This is a genomic window from Brevundimonas sp. GCM10030266, assembly GCF_042666595.1.
Lineage (GTDB): Bacteria > Pseudomonadota > Alphaproteobacteria > Caulobacterales > Caulobacteraceae > Brevundimonas.
The window spans coordinates 367,131-391,863 of sequence record NZ_JBHTCY010000003.1; the positions used below are offsets into that span (position 1 = coordinate 367,131).

10 protein-coding genes are annotated in these 24,733 nt (G+C 69.0%); 2 read left to right on the top strand and 8 right to left on the bottom strand.

Going from position 1 to position 24,733, the window contains the following annotated elements:
- The first annotated feature begins 57 nt into the window (after nucleotides 1-57).
- Nucleotides 58-1,050: a FecR family protein gene (locus tag ACFQQC_RS11600; protein WP_376862549.1), complete on the top strand. Its 993-nt coding sequence runs from the start codon at nucleotides 58-60 to the stop codon at nucleotides 1,048-1,050.
- Nucleotides 1,051-1,057: 7 nt separating this feature from the next.
- Nucleotides 1,058-3,472 (top strand): TonB-dependent receptor domain-containing protein, encoded by a 2,415-nt coding sequence (locus tag ACFQQC_RS11605; protein ID WP_376862550.1) that lies wholly within the window; start codon nucleotides 1,058-1,060, stop codon nucleotides 3,470-3,472.
- A 123-nt stretch (nucleotides 3,473-3,595) separates the two neighbouring features.
- Here ACFQQC_RS11605 and ACFQQC_RS11610 read toward each other — a convergent pair whose 3' ends face one another.
- The 8 genes from ACFQQC_RS11610 to ACFQQC_RS11645 form a co-directional block, all read right to left on the bottom strand.
- On the bottom strand, nucleotides 3,596-4,942 hold the full coding sequence (locus ACFQQC_RS11610) for a metallophosphoesterase (protein WP_376862551.1): 1,347 nt from the start codon (nucleotides 4,940-4,942) through the stop codon (nucleotides 3,596-3,598).
- Between the two features lie 54 nt (nucleotides 4,943-4,996).
- Entirely contained in the window at nucleotides 4,997-7,879 is a 2,883-nt protein-coding gene (locus ACFQQC_RS11615; protein WP_376862552.1) for a TonB-dependent receptor, read from the bottom strand.
- 114 nt (nucleotides 7,880-7,993) lie between these two features.
- Nucleotides 7,994-8,920, bottom strand: coding sequence for a FecR family protein (locus ACFQQC_RS11620; protein WP_376862553.1), 927 nt, complete (start codon nucleotides 8,918-8,920; stop codon nucleotides 7,994-7,996).
- Nucleotides 8,917-9,384, bottom strand: a complete 468-nt coding sequence (locus tag ACFQQC_RS11625) for an RNA polymerase sigma factor (protein ID WP_376862554.1) — start codon at nucleotides 9,382-9,384, stop codon at nucleotides 8,917-8,919. The genes ACFQQC_RS11620 and ACFQQC_RS11625 overlap by 4 nt, the downstream gene beginning before the upstream one ends.
- Nucleotides 9,385-9,726: 342 nt before the next feature.
- A complete protein-coding gene (locus ACFQQC_RS11630) occupies nucleotides 9,727-10,164 on the bottom strand; it encodes a hypothetical protein (RefSeq protein ID WP_376862555.1) in 438 nt (145 codons plus the stop codon).
- 11 nt (nucleotides 10,165-10,175) lie between these two features.
- Entirely contained in the window at nucleotides 10,176-10,820 is a 645-nt protein-coding gene (locus ACFQQC_RS11635; protein ID WP_376862556.1) for an OmpH family outer membrane protein, read from the bottom strand.
- A 4-nt stretch (nucleotides 10,821-10,824) separates the two neighbouring features.
- Entirely contained in the window at nucleotides 10,825-11,631 is an 807-nt protein-coding gene (locus ACFQQC_RS11640) for a SapC family protein (protein ID WP_376862557.1), read from the bottom strand.
- Between the two features lie 58 nt (nucleotides 11,632-11,689).
- On the bottom strand, nucleotides 11,690-24,199 hold the full coding sequence (locus ACFQQC_RS11645) for a filamentous haemagglutinin family protein (RefSeq protein WP_376862558.1): 12,510 nt from the start codon (nucleotides 24,197-24,199) through the stop codon (nucleotides 11,690-11,692).
- Between the last annotated feature and the right edge of the window lie 534 nt (nucleotides 24,200-24,733).

Genomic DNA, 24,733 nt, shown 5'->3' on the forward strand with positions numbered 1-24,733 from the left:
CACGCGCCGCGGCGTCTCTTTCCATGGACGCCGTTTCCGGCGTCCGGTGCACACCTCATGACCCAGCCCCTTTCGGCCCGCTCCCCCGTCCTTCTCGAACAGGCTTCGGCCTGGGCTGTTCGGCTGGCCGGCGACGACATGGGCGAGGCGGACTACCTCGCCCTTGAAGCCTGGCTGGACCAGTCGCCTGACCATGCCGACGCCCTGGCCGAAGCCGAGGGACTCTGGGCCGCGCTGCAGGAGGATCCGGCGGCCCTGGACGCCGCGCTGGCCCGCTCCGCCCCGGCGATCGCTCCGCTGCCGGGCCCGCGGCGGAGTGTCCCCGCGCGCCCGCCCCGTTGGGCCTGGGGCGCGGCTGCCGGTCTGGTGGCCGCCGCCGCCGTCGCTGTCGTCATGTTCGGGCCGGCGCTCGGAACGCGCGAGACCGTCTACGTCACCGCCCCCGGCGAACAGCGGATCGTCAGTCTTGCCGACGGCTCGACGATCGCCATGAACGGCGCCTCACGTCTGTCCGTGCGATTGTCGGGGCGCGAGCGGCTGGTCGAGATGGACGATGCGGAGGCCGCCTTCGATGTCGCCCGCGACGTGAACCGACCGTTCCGCGTCACAGTGGGCCAGAGCCGGATCGAGGTTTTGGGGACGGCGTTCGATGTCCGCCGGGACGACGACAGCACGGAGGTCCGCGTATCACGCGGCGTCGTGCGCGTGTCCGACCTGGCGGACGCCGGGCGCAACGTCCGTCTGACGCGTGGCCAGGCCGTCACGCGGCTGGATGCGGCGCCCGTCCTGGAGGTGCGCGACGCCCCCGTGACGCCTGCCGGCTGGCGCAGCGGACGGCTGGTCTATGAAGATCGTCCCCTGTCGGAGGTCGCGGCGGACCTGAGCCGCGCCTACGCCACGCCTGTCCGGGTGTCGGAAGACGCCGGTCGTCTCCGGTTCACGGGGGTTCTCGCGCTGGAGGACCAGGACGCCACCGTGCGCCGGCTTGAGGCCTTCCTGCCGGTCACCGCCTCGCGCAGATACGGCGTCATCGAACTGAGCCTGCGCTAGACCCGGCATGAGGCCCGATGTGCGTTGCCCGATGATCCTGGCGGCTGCGGCCTGCGCTCTTGCGACAGGCGCGCTGGCGGCCGGCGAGGCGAAGGCGCAGGCGACGATCACCTTTGACGTTCCGGCCCAGCCCATGAGCCGCGCGGCCCTGCAGCTGGGCGCCCAGGCCGGCGTCTCCATCGAGACCAGCGCGGCGACGGCCTGCGGCCGGTCCCGTCCGGTCCGGGGCGCGCATAGGGTCGAGGCCGCCTTTGCGATCATGCTGCGCGGGAGCGGCTGCGGCGTCCGTCGGATCGACAGCCGGACCTTCGTCATCGTCCGCGAGCGGCCCGCTCCCCCGGCGCCGCCCCCGACCGTCCGGCCGCCGGAACCGACGCCCATCTCAACCCTGGACGAGGTGGTGGTCACCGCCACGAAGCGCGACCTGGAACTGGGCGACGCCCCGTACGCCATTTCGGCCCTGGATGGCGCGAGCTTCGACGCCTCGGCCCGCCGCGACACCGCCGCCCTGTCGACGCGGCTCGCGGGACTGACCGTCACCAATCTGGGGCCCGGCCGGAACAAGCTGTTCGTGCGCGGCCTGGCTGACAGCGCCCTGACCGGCCAGACCCAGGCGATGGTCGGCCTGTATCTCGACGACACCCGCCTCACCTACAACGCCCCCGACCCGGACCTGCGGCTGGTTGATCTGGAGCGGGTCGAACTTCTTCGCGGTCCCCAGGCCACCCTGTACGGGGCCGGCGCCATGGGCGGGGTGCTGAAGCTGGTCAGCCGGTCGCCGGTCATCGACCTCTTCGAAGCGGACGTCTCGGGCGGCCTGACCTTCGCCGCCGACACCTCCCCCGGCTATTCCACCGATCTGATGGTCAACCTGCCTCTGGTCCGGGAGCGGCTGGCGCTTCGCGCTGTCCTGTACGGCGAAGTACTCGAAGGGGTGATTGATGACCCGGGCCTCGGCCTGACCAACACCGGCAAGACCCGTCGCCACGGGTCCCGGGTCAGCCTGTTGTGGCGGCTCGATCCGGACTGGGAGGTCCGGATCGCCTCGATCAACCAGAACCTGGCCATCAACGACACCCAGTACGCCTTCGCATCCGGATCGCCGTATGACCGCTCGCTGAGCCAGAGCGAGCCCAGCAACAACGACTTCAGCGCCATCACCGTCTCCGTCACGGGAGATCGACCCTGGGGACGGGTCAAGCTCAGCGGGGCTGCCCAGATCCATGACCTGGACCGGCGCTACGATGCGACACGCGCCGCCGCCAGCCTGGGCGGATCGGGCGCGCCGATAGCCTATGACGAGGCGGACAGCATCCGCGCGATTGCGCTGGAGGCGTCGCTGGCCACGCCGACCGACCGGGCCGTCTCGGGCCTGATCGGACTCTATGTCTCCCAGTACAGCCACGCGCGCACCGGCGATATCCGCGAAGCCGGAAGCGACGAGGCCCTGTTCAGCGCGATCAAGGACGACAGCACCCGGGATCTCGGCCTCTTCGCCGAGGCGTCCTGGGCGCCCGGAGATCGACTGACCCTGACCCTCGGCGGCCGGTATTTCGAGGTGCTGACCGAATCCTCCACGGTCCAGACGATACGCGGCGCCGGTCTCTTCGAGGGCCGGAATGCGGACGACGGCTTCGCCGCCAAGGCGGTGGCCGAATATGACCTTTCCGACACCCTCCTTCTGTATGCCCAGATCAGTGAAGGCTATCGCGTCGGCGGCTTCAACGGCGGCGCCCTGCTCGACCAGGGCTACGGCCAGCCGGGCGCAGGCGGCCAGCCTTTTCGCGCCTACCGCCCGGACCGTCTCATAAGCTGGGAGGCCGGCTTGCGCTGGCGATTGTTCGAGGATCGTCTCTCGCTTCGCCTGGCCGGGTTCGGCGTCGACTGGCGCTCGATCCAGTCCGATCGCGTGTCCGAGGACGGCCTGCCCTTCACCGCCAACATCGGCGACGGCAACAGCGGCGGCCTGGAGGTCGAGGGCGTCTGGCGAGAGGGGCCGTGGCGGTTCGACTTCAATCTGATGGGCAATACGGCCCAACTGGAGGCCGGGGATGCGGATTATCCGCTGGCCATCGATACCGACCTGCCGGGCGTTCCCAGCCTGCTGGGAGCCATGACCCTGCGACGGGATGCGCATGTTTTGGGCCGGCGGAGCTGGGTCAGCGCCTCGGTCGGCTATGTCGGTCAGTCCGTGCAGCAACTCTCCCCGACGGTGCAGTCCGAGATGGGAGATTACGTGACGTCCGAACTGGCCGCCGCGGTGGAGTTCGGGGACTGGTCCGCCGTTGCCCGTCTAGATAATCTATTCGGCGCAAACGGGGACACGTTCGGCTACGGCAACCCCTTCCTGGTCGGTCGGGAGACCGTGAACACGCCTCAACGCCCACGTAATCTCTCGCTGTCCCTGTCCCGTCGCTTCTGACGTTCCAGAGTCTCCTTCCCGAAGTGATGACGCCGCCTCGCCCGGCACGGGTGCGCGAACTGAGGGCGCGGGCCCCGGCGTACGAGCCGAAATCCTCTGCTCGCCGGTCAGGAGGTGACAGGCCTAACGCAGGTTGCGCAGGTCTCGCCCGGAACAGGCCAGGCCGTCCGGTCCCTGTCCGGCCTCGCACACCCGCGCCTGGCCAGGAAGTGCGGGCGTCACCAGACGCTCGCCGGTCGCAGACTTCTCCAGATCGAACGCATCGTAGAGCCGGCCCGCCACCGTGTAGGCGCGGTACTGAAGGCGTTCCCCGGCGACCTCGATCACCTGATACAGCTGGGTGTCCTCGGCCACACGATCCGCCTCCGACACGGCGCGCGCATTCAGCTGGTACATTTTGGGGCCGGCGATTGAGACGACGTAGATCGGCCCGACCTCGCCCTCCTCGGCGACGAAGCCCGGCGGCTGCGAGATGCGGCTGTAGCAGTGATCGTGTCCCTGCAGGACCAGATCGGCGCCGCTGGCCTCGAGCACGGGACGCCAGGCGGCTTCCAGCAGCGGCGTATTGGTCGGGCGCGCGCAGGTGAACACCGGCTGGTGCATCACCACCACCGACCAGCGGCCCGGATTGCCGTCGAGCGCCCCGCGCAGCCACTCGGTCTGACTGCGCAGCAACTCCGGGTCCGCCAGCGCCGCCGTCCCGTCCAGTCCAATGAACCGCACGCCCTGATGGTCAAGGATGAAGGTCGTCTGCTCCAGTCCCGGCGCGCCGCCGCCCGGCAGGACGAACTGAAGCGGCCAATGTGGGCCCAGCACGTCGATCCGCCGCCCCTGCGGGTCTTCGGCCGCGACATACTCGTGATTTCCGGCGACGGGGAGTTGCGGGATCATGGCGTAGGCATAGCCGCCCGCCTCGGTCCACTGACCCCATTCGTCATCGTGATTCCCGGTGCGGCCCTGCGCCACCAGATCGCCGCCGTGGACCACCAGAGCCGCATCCGGTGCAGCCTTCAGCGCCTGACGCACCGTGCGGGCGCCGTTGGCGAGGATGTCGTTCTGCACATCGCCCAGATAGACAAACCGGAACGGCTCGGCCTCGGCCGAGGCGGTCCGGAACTGCAGCCATTCGCTCCAGCCGTCCGCCCCCCGTACGCGGTAGGCATAGGGGGTCTCGGGCGCCAGGCCAGTGAACCGCACCTGATGATAGACGGCCTCGCCGTTGACCGTCCGGATCTCCCGACTGATCCCGTCGACCGGTCGCGCGACCTGCTCCAGCCCAGGCCCCTCCAGAGCGGGGGCGATCTCGGCCCGGGCGGTCGTCTGGCCCGGGTCCGTCCTGAACGCCACCGAGGCTTCCCGGGCCGGGTCATTCCCTGGCGAGAGGATGATCCGGTCGGCGTGGGGCCGGGCCGCATAACGGCTGTCGGGATCGGCGCCAAGCAAGGCGAGAAGAACGACGAACAGGGACATGGGCGAACTCGAAAGAGATGGGGGAGGACGCCGGGCGCCCTCCCCCTACAGACATCAGAAGGTGGAGCGCAGGCCGACCATGAAGCGCCGACCGAAGCCCTCCAGTTCGTAGGTGCGTTCCGATGCGCCCTGGTATCGCCGCCCACGCTCGTCACCGAGATTGTTGGCGTCGAGGAACAGGGTCACGTTGTCCGTGGCCTGGTAGCGAATGGACAGATCGACCCGCTCGGTCGCGTCCCAGTGCATGTCGCTGGCGGCGGTGGAGCCGACCTCGTCCAGCCATCCCGTGCGGTGCTGGTAGCTCAGTCGCGCCGACAGCCCGTACTTCTCATAGAAGACCGACAGGTTCGTCAGCCGGTCCGAGGTGCCCGGGAAGCTGACCACCCGTCCGGGGGTCCCGGCCGTGGAGGGCGTGGTGAACTCGCCGTCCAGGAAGGCCATGCTGGCCTCGACGCCGAGCCCCGACAACGGCCCCGGCAGGAAGGTGAAGGGCTGGCTGTAGATGAGCTCGAGACCGTAGAGCTTGCCGTCCTCGCCATTGACCGTGGTCGAGTAGTCGTAACCCGAACGATCGATGCCGCCGAAGTCGTAGGTGTCGTCGCCGACCACCCGGGTCGAGGAGAACAGCACATCCTTGACGTCACGGTAGAAGGCGTTGGCCTGCAGCACCGCGGACGGCGCGAAATACCACTCCACCGAACCGTCAAAGCCCATCGCGGTCTCCGACTTCAGGGACGGGTTGCCGCCCGAGACCGTCTGGTTCAGGTCGCTGACCGAAGTGTTGGCGCTCTGCTGGCTGAAGTTCGGACGCGCCGAACCGGTGACGAAAGCCGCGCGGATCTTCAGGTCGTCCGTCGCATCCATGTTCCAGTGCAGGCTGGGGAAGAATTTCAGGTCATCGCTGGCCAGCGAGATTGGCGAGACGGCGCCGTCCACCGTGACGAAGCCGTTCGACTCCACGTCGATCTGTTCGGCGCGCAGACCGGCCAGAACGGTGTGGGGCCCATAGCGCCAGGTGTTCTGGACATAGGCGGCCAGAACCCGTTCCTCGATCGCGAACCGCTGGGTCGGAACCAGTTCCGGAACCGCATAGTCCGCGCCGGCGGCGTTGGCGGCCCGCGCGGCGTTCAGCAGGGCTTCCGCCTGACGACGCATGGCGGCGTTGTCGATGTAGTTGAAGGTGAAGCCGCGGTTGAAGCGCTCGTCCACCGCCCGGGTCCCGACCAGGGCCAGCGGCGTCCACTCGACACCGAGGGCGGCGGCCAGTTCACGCGCGGAGATCACGCCGCCGGTCGCGCCGGACGGGGTGACGTTCACATAGGAGCCGACGTCGACGTACTCCCGGTCGTTGAACTGGAAGCCGGCCGCGAAGGTCGAGTGCCCCCCGAAACCGCTCCAGTCCCGGGAGACGTCGCCCTTGAGAGCGTAGTCGGTCGTGGTCCGTTCGGAGCCCGACCAGGTGATCCGCTCTTCGTCAAAGGCGAGTTGATCCAGACTGGTGCGTTGCGCGCCGCGAACCGGCGTCGCGCCACTCCGGTCGGTGTCATACAGGGTCACGAACGGAATGTTGCCCTCGCCCAGCACATACTGCATCGACGAGCGCAGGCCATCGCTCTGGCGCTGTTCGATCAGCGGGCTGCCGCTTGTGACCTCGCTCTTGGTGTAGGCCAGGTCCCAGCTTCCGAACCATTCGCCGAACTGATGTTCGCCGTGCAGGACGTTGTAGATCGTCGAGTTCACGGCGCCGCCGTCGTTGAACAGCCCTCGCGCTTCCACGGAAACCAGATCTCCGGTCTGGAAGTCCCGCGTCCCGGTCCCGCCGTTGGGATAGAAGGTGTACTGGTTGCGCTGCTCGTGGTCGTCGAACTCGGTGAACAGGCTGGTGAACGACAGCAGATGGCCGTCCGCGGGGCGGAAGGCGACCGTGCCCGACAGGGCGTTGGTCTCGCGCAGGGTGATGTATTTCGCCACGCGGAGCTGGGAGATGCCCATCGCGTCATAGCGCGGCTCGGCGTTATCGGCTTCCTGCTCGAACTCGTAGTGCGAACCCGAAACGACGAAGCCCCAGCGGTCATTGGACCAGCCCAGACGCCCGCCGTAGAGGGTCTGGTGCCCTTCGCCCATGTCGACATGACCGACGCCGGCGTCCAGAGCGCCGCTGAAGCCGCGCTGGCGCATAGGCTGGATGGTGCGGATGTCCACCTGCCCGGCCAGCGACTCCGCCGACATGGCCGGGGTCAGGGTCTTGTTCAGCACCACCTCATCGATCAGCGTCGAGGGCACGGAGTCGAAGCGGAAGATGCGATCATCGCCGCCCAGAACGTTGACGCCGTTGAAGGCGGTCGTCGTCCAGCGCGTCGGCGCACCACGGATCTGGATGTAGCGTTCCTGCCCCTGGTCCCGCTGAACGCCAACGCCCGGGAGGCGCGCCAGCGCCGCCGCGGCGGTCTGGTCGGGGAAGCGGCCAATGGTGTCGGCGGCGATGACACTCACCACATTGTTGGCGTTGCGCTGGGTCTGAAGCGAGCGCTGCAGGCTGTCGCGGATCGGCGCGGTGACCAGAACCTCGTCTAGCGTGGTCGGATCGGCGCCGGCGGCCGCCTGTTCGGGAAAGGTGGCGGACGCCGACCTCGGCCGCACCAGCAAGGCGCCGTTGGGCTGTTCGACGATCTCGAGCGGATGTCCGGCGATGGCGCGCTCGACGGCTTCGCGCGCCGTCAGTCGTCCGGTGACCGCGACGGCGGTCCGGTCCGCGGTCGCATCGGAGGCGAACAGGATATCCTGGCCCGTCTGACGCGCGATGTCTCGCAGGGCCGACGACAGGGACTGCGCCCGCACCTCGACCTGAACGACCCGTGCGTCCTGTGCATGGGCCAGTCCGGCGCCCGCCATGATCGCCATGGCCGCGCCCGTCGCCAAGATGTGGCGCAGCTTCATTCCAGAGTTGTAAATCACTTTAAGCCCCGACTTTATGTAGAGGCGCAATGTTCGCTGCGCCGACTTCAGGACGTTGGGGCGCTCCGGAATCCTCCAGAGTTTTTTTACAAGGTTTTATGACGTCGATTTCGACGAGGTGACTTCGATCCGCTGACGGAAGACTTTCACGTCCCCACCCACCAGAATGGCGGCGGCCTGGGCGAAGGCTTCCGGCGCGCCGGTTCGATAGACGCCACTGATCCGCACGTCGCGCAAACTGTCCGAGACGTGGATGGGCTTTTGCGCATAACGGTTGAGCGCCGCGGCGGCCTCGCCGAGTGGCGTATCGACGAAGACCAGCTGCCCCTTCCGCCACGCCTGGGCCGTCTCCGCATCGATCGCCATGGCGGCCAGCCGCACAGGTCCGCCCCCCAGATCCAGCTGTTGTCCTGACGCGACCTTGTGAACGGTCGGCGCGCCGTGTCGCACCGCTTCGACAAGGCCCAGATGAACCACCAGGTCGTCCCCGGCGTCCGCTGTGCTGACGTCGAAATCACCACCCGCGCAGGACAGGGTCCAGGCTCCGACCTCGATTCTGAATGGTCGCCGCCCTGTGGCGGGAACCTCGAATCCCCCGCGCCCCCGACGCAGGGTGAGCGGTCTGTCGCTGTTGCCGGGCACCTTCAGATCGCTGTTGGTGTCCAGCACGATGCGGGCGCCATCCGGGGTGGTGAGCCGCCTCTGTTCCCCGACACCGGTGCGCACGGTCCGCGCCTCCGCCGTGTTCCAGATCCCGACACCGACACCGACCGCGGCGACCCCGCCGAGGGCGGCCATCAGGGCGCGCCGCGTCGGCCGGGGCCGGAACCGCTGGCTGGAGGTCGCGCCGGCAAGGTCCCACACATGGGTGACGTGATCGAAGGCTGCGGCGTTCTCGGGCCGCGCCGAAAGCCAGCGCTTGAAAGCGCCCTCGTCGTCGGCCGACCGCGCGTCATTCTGCATCCGGGCCAGCCATTGCGAAGCCTCGGCCAGAGCCAGATCATCCAGACGACCCGACCTCACGGCTTCACCGCCCGGGCCAAGGCCAGCACCGCCCTGGCGATGTGTTTCTCGACCATGCCCTGGCTGATGCCCAGCCGGGCGGCGATGTCGCGATGTTTGAGGCCGTCGAGCCTGTGCATCAGGAAAACCGTGCGTGTCCGCTCGCCCAGACCGGCCAGCACGCGGTCAATCTCATTCAGCTTCTGACGCGCGACAAGCGCCTCATCCTGAAGAGGCGCTCCATCGCGGATCTGATCCCAGCCCGGAGGCTCGGCGGTCTGTCGCCGCCGACTGTCGCGACGATGCTCGTCGATGCCCAGATTGACGGCGGTCCGCACGAGATAGGCATCGGCATCATCCGCCTTGCCAAGGCTGGTGGATCCCTGAAGGCGAACATAGGCGCTGTGCAGCAGGTCCTCGGCATCGTCCCGGAAGGTCGCGCGCGCAACACGCCGGACCAGGGTCCGCCATCGCGACGCCGGCATCGCCAAACCCTTCTCGCAATCCTGCATCACGCCTCACACCAGAAGGGCGCGCTGCTAGTCTGGTGACGTGACAGGGACATGTCGCCCGCGCGAAGATTCCGCCGCCCCGCTTTGCCTTGCGAGTTTGACGCAGGCCATGGAGCGCTTGGAAAAGGCCGAAACGCGAATGCACGGCGCCTAACCGGTTAGCTGCGGCGCAACACTTTTCAGAGCCGCACCCTCACCTCGAGCCCACAATCCTTGGGTTCCAGAAGTTCGACCACTTAAGGCGACCACTTAAGAGCGGCTCAAATTCGGGCCGAACCACTTAAGAGCGGCTCACCCCAGCGGTGTGCCTCAGGATCACCTTCCCCCCGCCTGCACCTCAATCCGCAAAGGCTGCAACATCCCGGCCGGAGGCGGAGCGGTGAAGGCGCGACCGACGAGGGCGTCGGTCAGCGCGGCATTGGCCTCGGCATGAACAAACGGCGTGAAGTCGATGCGCGAGACGCGGCCTTCGGCGTCGATCCAGAGCTTGAGCTCCAAGGGACGCGGTTCGCCGGCTTCGGCCTCGGCGGCGCCCATATAGGTCCGCACCGCGACCGATGACGCGCTGTCATCCTCCAGCCATGCGGACACCGCCCCGGTCGCCTCTTCCGCATAGGCGACCCAGGCGGCGGGCGCTTGGACCGGAGCGACCGGCGGCTCCTGCGCCGCGTCCTGGGCCTGCGCCGCGCCCGAGGCGGCGCCGGCGAGGCCGAGAGCCGCCAGAAGGCGGCCCGCGACCTTGCGCATCGTCATCGGCGGCCGTTTCACTGGGCCGTCCCGGCCGGCTGTAGAGGCAGGCGTTCACGCTCGAAGGTGAGGGTCGGCAGGCGGGCGTCCAGAGCCGCGACCACGCCGGCGGTCAGGTCGTTGCCGAAGTTTCCGCCGAGGGCCGAGCCGCGGTCGAACAGCAGGCCGCAGTTCTTCGAGGCGTAGACCTCGGCGATCACCGGCTGGGCGGCGTCGGCGATGCGGCTCATGGCGGCCATGCGGGTCGCCTCGACCTCACGGGCGTTGTGGGCGGCCTGGGCCTGCAGGGCCTGAACGCGCTGGAGCAAGGCCTGTTGGCGCTCGTTGCGCTGGGCTTCCGGCAGGGAAGCGGCCTGGGTCTCAAAGGCCTGGGCCTCGGCTTCCAGCGGCTGCCGCACGGCGTCGATCTCGGCCTGGGCCGCCAGGGTGATCTCCTGCAGGCGGGCCGAAGCGGCGCGGCCGGCGGCGGCGTTGGCGAAGACCGCTTCACGCGACAGCAGGCAGACGCCCGGCACCAGAGGTCCGCCCAGCGGCTGGGCTTCGGGCGCGGCCGGGGCGGCCTGACCACGGGCGCCGCCGATGGTCTGGGCCATGGCCGGCGTGGCCGCGACGGGCGCGAGGGTCGCGACGACGGCGGCGAGGGTGAGCATACGGATCGACATGGGATCAGGCCTTCTTGGTCTTGGGTTTGGCGGCGGCGCCGTCCTGCGGCTCCGAAACATGGTCTTGCGACACGGCGGCGACGGCGTTCTGACGATCCAGCAACACCGAGAAGCGCTCGAGCGAGGCGAGGTGGAAATGCACCAGCGCCAGCCAGCCCTTGCGATGCCAGTCCACAACCGTCTCATCCGGCAGGGCGGCGAACTTTTCAGCGTCGACGATCCGGAAGCCGTCCAGGCCCAGCTTGCGGCCATCCGGCAAGGTGGCGTCGGCGCGGCGATCAATCAGGAGCCCCGACGCGGTCAGGGCCTCGGCGAAGGCGCGGGTGGCGGCGGCGTCCGCCTGGAAGGCGTCGCAGAACTGCAGCGCCTGTTTCGTCAGGGCCGAGGGCTGGCCGTCCTCGAACAAAGCGACGCCGCCCTCGCCCTCGCGCAGGACACGCTCCGAGCCTGCGTCGATCGCCAGCGCAAAGCCGTCCGGATTGACGGTGCGGATGAAGCCGAACGGATAGCGGCGGACGTAGGCGGGCGCATAGACGCCTTCGGCCCAGCGACCTTCGGCGACGAACAGATTGCGCTGTTCAAGGCCCAGCACGGCGACCGGCTGGCCGTCGCCGCCGGCGAAGACGATGGGGTAGCAGCGGGCCGCCGCGGCCAGTTCTCCGACCACCACGGGAACGAAGGGAGTCTGGGCGGCGAAGGCCGCATCGCCGTCGGCCAGACGCCAGCCGGCGTGCTGGGCGGCGTTCAGCGGCTGTGGGTCGCGATAGAAGAGCGGCAAACCGGCGGTCGGCTGCGGGGCAGCGGAAGACATGGGATACTCCACGGTAAGAAGAACGGAGGCGGCGGGGTCACGCCGCCTCCGGATCAGGTCACTCGCCGAAGCCGAGGAAACGGCTGGTGATGATGGACGGCGGCTCGACACGGGCCGGGCGGGCTCGCTGGGCGGCTTCGGCGGCCTCGGCCACGACGGCGTTGGTCGCCGAGGAGGCTGCGGTCAGGGCGCCGGTGTTCACCACGGGCGGCAAGGGCATGCCGGTGGAGTCGCCCTTGACCTCGATGTTGGCGGCGTTGAGCACCTGCAGGGCGGCTAGGTTGATGTTGCCCGACACCCGGATGCCCGCCTCGCCGGCGTCGATCGTGCCCAGGGGCGCGATCAGGTCCACGTCCCCGGCCGGAACTTCCGGAATGGGGTCGAGAGTGGCGATGCCGGCGCCCGACGACGGCGCCTGGGGGGCCAGCCGGACGTTGCCGTAGTTGTCGTAGATGCGGCGGGCCGGAGTGTAGAGGATGGTCGACTTCGAGCCGCGACCGGCGTTGATGTCGCCCTCCTCCGACCAGGCGAAGATGTCGCCGCCGAAGGTGGTCATGATCCGCGACAGACCCATCAGCAGGCTGCCTTCCGAGAACAGGCGGATGTCGCCCGCGCCCTGGGTCACGACCCCCGCCGTCGCCGGCGGCACAATGCCCTGGACGCCGATGACGATCTCGCCGCCGGGAGCCATCATCTCGATATCGCCGCCGAAGTCGGTGCGAACGCCCGAGCCGCCGTACATCAGGATGTCGCCCGAGCGGACGATCTCGACGCCGTCTGCATCCGCGTCGGGGAACAGGGTGGCGATCATCTGACGGCCGCGCAGATAGCTGCCGAAGCGGGTGCTGTCGGGGTTGTTGTACTCGCGACCGGCCTCACGGGTTTCGGCGTAGTAGATCTGGCGCAGGAAGATGCGTTGCTCTTCCGGGGCCAGGGTCTTGAACAGGGCCAGGGCCTCTTCCGGCGTGCCCTCGAAGCCGCGACGCTCCTCCAGCCAATCGACCAGTTCCTTGTCGTAGACCTTGACCACCTTGCCCGAGCCCTCCAGCGGCGGCGTCTGGCCGTCGGCGTTGGGGACCAGCAGATTGGCCGGGTCCAGATACAGGTCGCGCAGCTTGTCCCACTCCACGCCGGTCATGCCGGCCGACAGGGAGATGGAGGCGCCGGGACGCGCGTCGCCCTGGACCAGGCTGCCGATCGAGCGGACGCCGGCGACATCTTCCTGGAACAGGTTGCGACCGGCGTAGATCTCCAGCGCGCCCGGACCGGCCACGGTGACGTCGGCGTGGATGATGTCCCGCCCGGCGCTGACCATGGAGATGTCGAGCTCGTTGTTGTTCACCGCCAGCAGGTTCAGGGCCATGATGTCCCGGCCTGCCCGCAGCTGAACCGCCGTCGCGCCCTGATACCAGGTCGGTATGGTCCGTAGCCGGTTGTAGACGGGGATGGCGATGTTCTGAGGGGTGATCTCGCCGATGTTCAGACCGATGATGTCGCCGTTCACCGCATAGAAGCGCGCCGGGGTCAGGTCGCCCAGGTGCGGCGACCGGTTCATCACCGTATTCGGGCCGAAGGCGAACAGGACCGGCGTTTCGGGCGCGGCCTGAATGCCGTCCGACGAGAGGTTGCCGTATCGGATGCCCGGCCAGTTGAACACGGCGAAGGCCGGATTGAACGGCGACGGCAGCAGGGTGTCGGCGCCGGACTGGATGATGTCGGCCCGTCCGGCCCCGCCGATGATCGACCCGCCGGCCAGCATCTCCAGTTGCCCCTTGGTCGAGGGCGCCAGCAACAGGACGGTCTGGGAAGGCTCGCCTGCGCCCAACAGCATGAGGTCCGGCCCCATGCGGATATCGCCGCCCGCCGCGACGGCGCGCAGGATCGACGGATAGATGATCGTCTGCTTGTTGCCGAAGGCCTCCGTCCGAATGTTCCAGCTGCTCACGGGCGTGCCGGACATGGACATCGGCATCAGGTCTCCCCCGGCCGAGAACAGGTTGACCGCCGTGTTCGAGGTCCACAGGGACAACCAGCTCGCACCGCCGCCGGCCTCACTTTCCGTCGCCGAGGACCAGGCCTGGCTGGTGGCCTGCCAGACCCGGCCGGGATCACCGACGCCGCCCAGGACCAGATCGCCCCGGGTGCTGAGGTTGGCCGCCGAGTCGCCCAGCATCAGCAGTATGCCGCCCATGCCGCTGCCGCCGCCGACCGCGAAGGGATCGCTGGGCCGCAGGCCGAAGCCGTCGCCATAGGTCACGCCGAAGGTGCCCATGCCCCCGGTCGACAGGCTGACCGCGCCGCGCAGATTGGTCAGGACCCCGTTGGTGTCGGCCACGTCCCCGGTGGGACGTTGGTTGCCCGAACCCGAACGGATCTGGGTCGCGCGAGCGTTGGGGTTCAGCAGGCCGCCGGTGCGCAGGTTCAGGTCGCCGCCGCCGGTCAGATACAGGTCGTCGCCGACCACCCGGCCGGTCGAACCGATGGCCACGACCAATCCTTGCGTCCGATCCCCCGCGCCGATGGTGGTGACCAGACCGCCGCCGCGCGGATCGACGATGCCGGCGTGACGCCCGGCGGTGATCGACACATTGCCGCCGCCCAGGGCGCCGAAGCCGGTGAAGCCGACGATCCGGTTGCTGGACAAGGAGTTGCCCGGCAGATCGTTGGCGTAGGCACCGAAGTTGATCCACCAGCTGGTCGCCACCGGATCGACGCCGACGGTGTCGCCCGTTCCCTGACGCCACAGCCAGTTGCCGAGGCTGGCCGAGGCGAACCGCGCCTTCTGCTCGTTGGGATAGAGCACGCTGTTCTGGGCGTCCGCACCCCAGCTGTCGCCGATCACGTCGCGTCCGGCCGAAATGGTCAGATTGCCGCCCAGATCGGGATACCAGGCGCTCCACAGGTTCCAGGCGTCCAGATAGGGGCTGCCGGCTCCGAAGGGTTCGCCCATCTGATAGACGGCGTCCCGCGGCAGGTTGAACTGGGCGTTGTCCACCCCATCCAGCGAGGTCTGCATCCCGGCGGTATAGACCCCGAACATCGAGGACATCTGCACGTCCCGACCGGCGATCAGGGTCATGTCCGCCGCGCCGGTGCGCACCACGCTGAAGTTCGAACCGCCCGGCCCGACAGTGTACTCGCGCACCTCGGTCGGCGGCTCGGCGCCCGCCATAATACAGTCGTTGCTGCGGGTTGCGCAGAAGTCCGCCATGTTCTGACCGAACACGTCCTCGAACGAGTAACCCCAGTTGGCGAGGAGCCAGGCCTCGACTTCAGCAGGCGACATACCGGCGACGCTCGCGTCGCCAAACCACGTGACGGCGCCAGCCTCGGTGAACGTCCACTCGCCGCCCGTCATCTGACACGCGGTCGCCGCCAGAAGCTGGCAATAGTCCGCCAGCGGCATCCCGAACGCGTCCCGGAAGGTCGCGCCCCATTCCACCAGGAGGCGGGCGTCGATTTCCTGCTCCGTCAGGCCCGCGAAGCTGGCGTCACCGAAATTCTCCAGCGCGCCCTGCTCGGTGAAGACCATGCCGCCGGCCGACTGGGTCTCGCACTGCCCCGCCGCCAGCAGACCACAATACTCAGTCAGCGAAGAGCCGAAGAAGTCCCGGAATGTCCCACCCCACTCCGCCAGCAATTTGGCGTCGAGCTCGGACTCCGTCAGGCCCGCGAAACTGGCGTCGCCAAAGTTGTCGAGCGCCCCTTGCACGGTGAAGACCGATTGGCCGCCGCCCTCGAAGCGGATGGTCACCTTGCCGATGCTGCCGATATGGGCGTCGGCCAGGATGATGTCGCCGCTGCTCAGGGCATTGCGGGCCGTGCGGTCGGATGAGCCCAGATCGGCGCCGGCCACGACGGTCAGATCCCATGAGGTCGAACCCTCCCCCAGCATTCTCGCCAAGGCCCAGTTGCGGCCCTGGGTTCCATCGGCGCCCACGGGGCGCAGATTGATCGGCTGGTTGTCCGGCAGCTCCATCTTGGTCATCGACGGGATCAGCGATCCGCGCGCCAAGGTGATGCGGCTGCTGGTGGTCAGATCGACCGGCAGCACCTCGCCCTTGGGCCAGGTGAAGGCCTGCACCGGCGCGGCGGCGCGCAGTTGGAAGCCCGCGCCCAGAGTGGCGCCGCTGGTCAGCGTCAGGTTTTCCGGCAGCACGGTCCCCGCCGCATAGACGGTTCCGTTCGCCGTGCGGACCTCGGCGCTGAGCACCAGACCGGCAGGCAGGCTGAGCGGCCCGTTCAGGGTGACGGCGACCGGCACTGTGGTGCCGGACGGCAGGGTCACGTTTCGGACCGGGATGTCGTAGTTCAGGCGCGTGCCGCGCTTGAAGATCGTTCCGGTGTCCAGTTGGACCCCGTCGATCGGCACGATGATGTCGCCGCCGAAGGGCGTCAGTCCGTTCCCGAGATTGTCGCGGGTCTCCTCCAGCACCCAGCCGTTGTCATCGGGCGTTTCCGGCGGCGGGGCGAAGCCGTCGTTGATGCTGCCGTGGACGCTGACGTTCCCCGCCGCGCGGATGACCAGCATCCCCGGCTCGCCGAAGCCGCGCAGGGCGGGATCGGTGCGGTTGGCCTCGGGGCCGTAGCGATAGTTCGACAGGTCGATGTCGCCCGAGACGGTCAGGTGGCCGCCCGGATTGGTCGCGGCGTTGCTGACGATCTCCACGCCCGGACGCAGGCGATAGTCGCCCAGCCCCGACAGACGCGCCGACAGGCCGGTGTTGACCAGGGCCGCGTTCATGAAGGCCGTGCTGTCGATGTCCAGCGCGTCCAGATAGGCCTGGGTGATCAGTTGCGGACGATTGCCCGACACGTCCGGCAGGTTGCTGATCGGGGCGTCGTCATAGGTGCGGAAGCCATAGACGGCGGTCGTCTTGGCGCCGCGAACGTCCAGCGTCCCCAGCACGTCGATGGCCACATCATTGGTCCCGATACGCGGGGCCATCAGGTCCAGCGTGCCGCGCGCCTGTCCGTCGGCGAAGGCCGATTCCGTCCCCGCGCGCAGGTCGATGACCGCGTCCTGACCCAGCACCAGACGACCGTCGCGGGTCGTCAGCTCGACCATCGCCCGGTTCGGGCTCTCGATGATCTGTCCGTAGCTGTCGCGACGCAGGCCGGTCCCGTGGGCGTCCAGCGTCCCGTTGACCGTCAGGTCGCCCGAGGCGGCCAGACGGATCGCGCCCACCTGGAAGCCCGAGGCGTCGATGCGGCCGTTGACGGTCAGGTCGCCGCCGTCCAGCACAATCTGGACCTCACGCGCCTTGACCTCGTCGCCGACGACCAGATCGCCCTGCTTGATCTGGAAGCGGCGGGCGCCGAAGACGCCGCCGGTGTTCAGGCGGGTGTTCAGCTCGGCGAAGTCCTCCAGCACCTGCGCCCGGATGGTCACCTCTGCGGCGTCATACGGGACCACGGTGCCGCCGGCGTCATAGATGCCGCTGGCGCTGCCGTTGATGGTTCCCAGCAGATCGACGCGACCCGCGTTCTGACCCAGCGCCGTCGCGGTCAGCGAGCCGCCGCGATTGTAGCGGGCCGACAGGTCGATGACCGAACCGTCCTCGGCCCGGATGTCGCCGTTCTGGCTGGTCAGGACCAGGTCGCCGCCCCAGCTGTATTTCTTGACGTCGAACATGGTGATCTCGCGACCAGCCAGATCGACGCGGGCGTTGTCGCCCAGCACCACGTCCTCGACCGCGTTCAGCACCAGTTTCCCGGAGGGCAGGACGACAGCGGTGTCGAGGTTGATCGTCCGGCCCGAGATGCGCAGCTCGCCGCCCAGCTGGTTGACCGGATCATAGGTCGCGCCGCCGCCGCGGATGTCGACGGCGCCGCCGGCGTTGAGCGCCAGCACCGCGCCCGAGCCGGAGGTGATCACGGGCGCGACGATGTTCAGGTCGCCGCCGCTGTACTGCCACCCCTGCCCGGCCACATAGCCGTTCTGGTCATTGTAGACGTTCAGTGACCCACGCGCGTCGGCGATGATCCCCTTGTTGGCCGTCAGATTGACCCGGCTGAACCCGAGCGCCAGCCGGTCGGAGGGGACCAGGGCGATGGGCTGGGTGTTCGGGGCGTGATCGAAGCGGATGGTGTCCGCCACGATGTTCAGCACGCTGTCGCCGAGCAGGCCCAGAACGGCCGCGCCGGGCGTCAGCGCCGCGCTGTCCGACGGGTTCGCGCCGTTGTTCAGCCCGCCCGCATTGACCCCGACCGTGCCCGCCCAGATGAACTCCTCGGTGCGGATAGTCACCGTGTCGCTGGCCGAGCCATAGCCGTACATGGCCGGGGCGCCGAACACGAGGCGCGACAGGATGGACTTGCCCGCGTCGTCATAGGTGTCCAGCTCGACCGTGCCGAACAGGTTGATCGACTCGCGGGCGTTCAGGGTCAGGGCTTCCAGCGCCGGGGCGCCGATGGCGGTGTTGCCGCTCAGCAGCCGCTCCAGCACCTGCTGGTTCAGCGTCATGCCCGGCGGCAGCTGGCCCGAGGCCCGCACGTCGGCGAGGGTCTCGTTCGAGCCCAGGTTCACAGCCGACACGGCCAGCACCAGGTTCTTCGTGCCGTAGGCGACATTGTCGCGCAGCTCGAAGGCGCCCAGGGTCGACACCCCGATGGTGCCTTCGGACACGATTCGCGTCTCGCCGGCGCAGACCGTCAGGCACGCGCCCAGATCGATCATCGCCTGTCCGTATTCGAGATTGGTCGGAGCCAGCAGGTTCACCCAGCCGTTCGACACCGTCAGCGTCGCATACTGCGGGCTGGTGATCAGGCTTTCGCGATTGTCATAGGGCGCTGGGCCGCGACCGACGGTCGAGATGGTCGCGCCCTGCTCGATCACGACGCCGCGTCCGCCCGTGGTCGCGGTCAGGGAGACCTCGGGCGCCGACAGGGTCGCGCCGCTGCGCAGCACGACGGTCGTGGTCTGGGTGTTGTTGCCCAGGGCGCCGATGGAAATCCGGCCCGGCGCGAAGGCGTTCAGGTCGTCGGCGAAGATGGCGGCGCCGTTGGCGTCCACCACCTCGGCCCGGCCGCCGGTGGCCAGGATCTCGAGCCCTGTCAGGACCAGGCCGCTGACATTCAGCGAACCGGCATAGCCCTGACTGTCCTTGGCGGCCTCGAACAGGGTCGTGCCCTTGATGTTCAGGGCCCGCGTGTCGCCCAGACCCGCACCGCGCGCGAGGTTAAGTGAGAGAGTGCCGGCGTCGTCCGTCAGCGCCGCGCGCGGCAGATTGCGTCGCGCCGCATCGGCCAGAACGAAGTCGTTCAGGCTGGTCTCGTTATAGCCCGTGTGCTTGCGCACCACGTCCGCCGGGGTGATCAGCAGGGCGCTGGCCCGCGCGTCGCGCTGGCCGGTGTTCAGCGTGCCCATATAGCCCGCCGCGACGAAGGAGCCCGCGCCGGTCGCCGTGACGCCGGACAGACCCGCCGCGCTCCCTTGCCCGACCTCGACCCGGAAGGCGCCGGGCAGCAGGGCGTAGGTCGCGGGCATCAGTGTATAGGTCCCGGCGGGAAGGCCGGGCACGCCCGCCGGAATGGTCACCTGCCGTCCGACACCGGGCAGGGCCGCGTCCGTCACGACCGGCGAATACCCCGCATAGCCGGGGACAAGGGCGTAGACCTGATTGCCCGACTGGCTGAAGCCGAAGCCCGGATTGGCGTCCGCGAAGGCCGTGCGCAGCACGTCGACCGAGCCGCCGCGTCCGCTGATGAAGCCCGCGCCCAGCAGGTCGCCGCCGCCGTTCAGGTCGATCACCGAACCCTCTCGGGTCTCAAGCTCGCCGAAGCTGAAGCTGACGCCGCGCCTGCTCGGCACGACCTCCTCGCCGTCGTACAGATAGCGGACGCCGTCAACCGTGCCACCATAGGGCATGGCCAAGCCCGCGCCGCTGATCGAGGTCAGGCTGCCGGGCATCAGGACGATCCTGGACGGGAACTCGGTCCTCTGGGAGCCGAAGCTGAGTCCGCCGAACGGCGCGCGCACCACGCCGCCCTGTTCGACATAGGCCGCCTCGAAGCTCAGGCTGCCCCGGGCCGAATAGGGCATGGCCGGAGTCGGTCCGTTCGGTGCGATGATCAGGCGACCTTCCGGGTTGGGGAAGATGCTGCTGAACTCTCCCGTCCGCCCCAGGAAGACCGTCCCGAAGGCGCCCGAGGCCGGATAGATCTGGGCCGCCGTCAGCCGCAGCAGGTCCGGCGCGATGAGCGCCGACGTCTGACCGATCGAGCCGATGGTGTAGTTCGCTTTCAGGAAGCGGATGTCGCCGCGGCTGATCAGATGCGCGTCGCTGAAACCGGAGAACTCGACCAGGTCGCGGAGCTCAATCAGATCGCCCTCGACGGTGACGGTGTCATGGCGCCCGTCATTCAGCCGGGGCTCGCCGGGATAGAGGTAGGTTTCACCCGGCGGCGGGGTGTAGATGGGGCGGCCCAGCAGCACGTGCGGCGCGGCCAGGCGCAGGTTCAGTCCGTCCGGCGTGCCCGCGGCCGCCAGCACCGGCCCCGACAGACGCAGGCTCTCGCTCATCGTCAGGTTCAGGTCGCCGGTCGCCCGCATCTGTCCGAACAGCGACAGATGGCCGAAGCCTCCGGCCGTGATCTGATCGACGCCCAGGCTGGCGTGACCATAGACCAGTCCCGGATCGGCCTGACCGGCCTCAAGTCCCTCGCCCAGCACGCTGTCCGCGCGGTTCTGTCCCAGCATCAGGTAGCGCGGCGCCAACAGGGCCGGATTATTGTTGTTGCGATCATAGATCGCGCCGCCGAAGGCGACCGCCAGCGTGCCGCCCGAGGCGCCCGGCGCCCCGGCCGAGGCCCGCATCTCGCCGTCCAGGTGCATGCCGACCTGTGACGACAGGACGATGGTCCCGCCGTTCCCGCCGACCGTCGTCGTGCGCCAGCCAGCATTCCTGTCCAGTCCCGGCAGGTCCAGCACCGCGCTGGCGCCCGAGGCGTCCAGCACCGCGCCTTCGCGGATGACCAGATGCAGGTCCGCCGGACGACGATCCACCGTGCCGCCCGTCTCCCAGTTCAGCGTCCCGCCCAGCTCGATCCGGCCGCCGTCCTGAACCAGGCCATAGCGCCGACCGTTGGCGTCCGTGGCCGTGAAGGCCCGCCCGGCGACGTCCAGCACCGCATTCTCGCCGATCCAGATCGACCGGTTGTGCAGGCTCGTCCCCAAGGCCAGATCGAGGCGCTCCTGATCGATCGAGATCAGCCCGCCCCAGGCGTTCAGCCGCCCGTTGACGGTCAGCTGGCTCACGCCCCGCATCCGGATCGATTGGCCAGGATCGACGCTGACGACCGCGCCCTCGCCGATCTCGACCGTACCGCCCGCCAGGTTGCGCACCGAACGCAGGCTCAGGCTCGCCCCACCCCTCTGGGTCAGAGCGCCGGCGCGCGGATCTTCCTGATGCAGCGGCGGAATCCACAGCTCCGGCGTCCCGGCGGTCGGCGAGATCGTGCTGCCGTCCAGGAAGCGATAGACCGGCATCACGACGTCCAGCGTCGCGCCGTCCGCCACCTTCAACCCACCGTGCCCGTTGATGTCATAGACCGAGAAGCCGCTGGCGAAGCGGTCCGCCGAAACGAACAGCCCCTCATGATCCTCGGGTCGCTCGCCGCCGATCAGCGCCAGTCCGGCGCTTTCCATCGACAGCGTCCCGCCGCCGTTGACGCCATAGCCGGTGATCGCGCCGTCGGCATGCAGCACGCCGCCATAGACGGTCGAACCGGCCAGCGCATTGGTGGTCAGGCGCACATCGCCGCCGACGCCACCGCGCACGCGCCCGTCGTTCAGGACCGCGCCGCCAGACGAGACGTCGATGCGGCTGCCCGCCTCGAGGATGGCGTCATGGGTGAACTCCACGCGCGCGTCGCCGCCGTTGATAAAGCCGAGGTTCGGCGCGGTGGCCGCGCCGCGCGCATCGATCCATTCGCCGGTCAGATCGATCCGTGCGCCATCCGCCAGCCGGAACCCGGCCTGACCGTTCAGGGTCAACGGAGTCGGAACGGCGCCGGCAGCCGGCGAGCGCAGGATGTTGCTGGCAATGAACGAGCCGCCGTGAGCGGTGATCGAGCCGGTGATGTCGATCTGCGGCCCCGTCAGGCTGACGCGCCCGCCGTTGGCCAGGGTCAGGTCGCCCTCGATCGAGATGGTCCGGCCGGTCAGCAGCTCGAGCCCGCCCAGCCCCTGTGCGTTCAGATAGTCGGCATCCAGACGGACCGTATTGGCGCGATCGGCCGGCAGGGCGTCGCCGGTGTTCAGACCGCCGGTGACGGCCTCGATGTCGCCGATGACGATGTCCGTGTTCTGCGGATTCGTGGCGCCGAGCGCGGTATGGCCGCCCACGACCAGCGTTCCCGCGCGCGCCACCGTGTGCTGCGACAGCGCATAACCATCCGTAATCCCCTCCGGGCGCGCCAGCGTCTGACGCGAACCGTTGATGACGCCGGCGAGGATGTCGGCCTCCATGACGGCGGTGGGGGTGGACAGGATCAGGCGGCCTGCATCACGACCGACGGTGTAGCCCTCCTCCCAGCGCAGGGTGTTGGCGCGCGAGAACAGGCGGTTGTTGAACACCTCCTCATACTGGACGCCCCAACGGTCGTGCTGGCGGAGATAGGCGTTGCCCAGACCGACGAAGCGCATGGTCGCGGGGGCGTTGCGGACGTCGTACAGGCGCCCGTCCTCACCCAGCAGCAGGCTGGAGCGGCTGTAGCCCGCCGCGTAGTCGATGGAGCCGCCGGAGATGTCGAGCACCGCGCCGCGCTCGGCCACGACCTCACTGGCGGCCAGGGTGATGGTCCCGCCCACGGCGGTCCATTCGCCGATTCCGCGACGGATGTTGCCAAGGTAGCCGCCCACCTCCAGCAGGCCGCCGGGCGTGTACCAGCGGTCGCCCTCATAGCCACCCGTGCCGTCCGGCAGCAGGACCAGGTCGCGCACATCGACCCAGACGTCGCGGCTGCGGATGTCGTCCTCGTCCCGGTTACCGGGGCTGTCGCGCAGCTCATTGCCCTGGATGTTCACGCGGATGGAGTTGGACTCCATGTCCAGCGCCACACCCATGACGCCGGAGACGTCGATCGTGGCGCCGTCCTCGACGGTGATCCGGCCGCTGTTGGCCTGAACAGCCACCTGACCGCCCTGGGCCATGGTCTGGGAGCCGCCCTCGAACACCACGTCACCGCCGGTGACGATTTCGATGCGGGACTGATCCAGCCGGTCAGCCAGCAGCGAGCGGTCGTTGAAGCCGCCGTTGGTGGTCGTACCCCGGTTCAGGTTGGCCGTGTTCGAGGCCGTGATCAGGGCGTCGCGCTGCCCGTTCAGGGCCGTATCCGTGCTCTCGAGCTCCGGCAGGATCAGCGTCAGGCTGTCCTCACCCAGGGTCACCGAGCCCTCGGCGTCGGTGGCGGAGTTGAGCAGGTGGATGGTGCCGCGCTGATTGACCGAGGTGGTCGCCACCATGACGCCGTCCTGACGGATGGTGCGCCCGGCGAGGGTGATGTCGCCCTGGGCGGCCTCCATCAGACCGGTGTTGGTCACCGTCCCGCTGGCCGAGCCGGCGTTGATCAGGCCGCGCACCTCATTGCCGCGCGTGGTCGAATAGGGGTTCTCCTCGGTGCCGTAACCGCGGCGCAGGATGAAGTTGTCGCCCGCCGACAGGGCCGCCTGGCCGCGCGGGGTGGTGATGGTCCCGGCGTTGTGGACCTCGGTCCCCATCAGCAGCACGAAGCCGCCGCCCGCCGTCACGCTGGTCGGGGTGTTGGTGGTGATCTGGGCGCCCGCCTCGACCCGCACGGTGCCGCCGGCGTTGGTGAAGGTGGGCACATAGGCGCCGTTGGACAGGCTGGAATAGATGCCGCGATTCAGGAACTGGTCGTTGCTGATGTTGGCCGACGAGGCGATCAGATTCCGGGTGTTGATCTGGGAGGCGCCGCCGAAGATCACGCCGTTCTGGTTGATGATGTAGACCGAGCCGGTGGCCTTGATCGTGCCGAGGATCTGCGACGGATCGGCTGAGTTTCCGACAACCCGATTCAGGACGACCCAGTCGGCGCCCTGCTGGTTGAAGCGCAGGTCGGTTTCACGACCGACGTTGAAGCTGTTCCAGGTGAGGATGGCCTGCTGTTGAGTCTGATCGACGTTGACCAGGGTGCGGCCATCAGCGCCCACCGTCTGGGTCGGTCCATTGGCGCCCACCCACAGGCTGGGGTCCAGTTCCACGTCGTCCGCGACCTGCAGCCCGCCCTGTCCCAGTCCATTGGGGACACCGGACTGACCGGCCAGCGCAGCGGCGCGGGCAGCGGCTTGGGCGGCGCGCATGGCGTCCCGACCGTCCGCGGCGCGGCGGAAGGAGGCGATGGCGCGCTGGCTGGCGGAGTTCGCCTGCGCGGCCTGGGCCGCCTGGGCCTGCGCGGCGCGGGCGGCGGCGGCCGCCGGATCGACAGCACCGCCACGGCCGCGGGCATCCTGCTGGGCCTCGGCGACGCCGGCCAGCAGGATAGAGCCCAGCGACACGCCGATCAGCAGGCGGTCACGCAGGTTGGTGGTTTTGGAGACGGTCATTGGTCGAGCTCCGCAAGGACGGGCGCCGCGAGCGCGGCGGAATAAGGGTCATGAAGAACGACGGCCGTGGGGCGCGTCGGAAGATCGAAGGGCGGTCTCATCAGCGTCCTCGAGCCGGCGGAGCGGCGCCCTGCGGAGGCCGGTGGACCGAGGCGCCGAGCGCCGGCCCAAGACGCAGTCGCGCGCCTGACAGGCTGGAGACCCCGACGGCTGCATCCGGCGCTCCCGCACCAACGACAGGCGCGTCCAACGGGGCGCGGGCCTGATCGCGAGCGACCCGCGCCGCGGCCTGCAAAGCCTCGGTGGCGCAGTCCAGATGCCCGACGCGCTCCCCTCCGACATCGACCTGGACACAGGGCCCGGACCGGGGCGCGTCCGCCCCTATCTGCAGGGTCGGTGCAGGTGTTGACGGCGCAGGGGAGGCCTGCCGGGCCAGCGCCTGTGCTGGCGCAACGATCAGGGGGATCAGACAAAGGAGGGCGAAGACCCGCCCGACCGGGGATCGACCGGGCGGGTCCGCCATCACGTGGACCG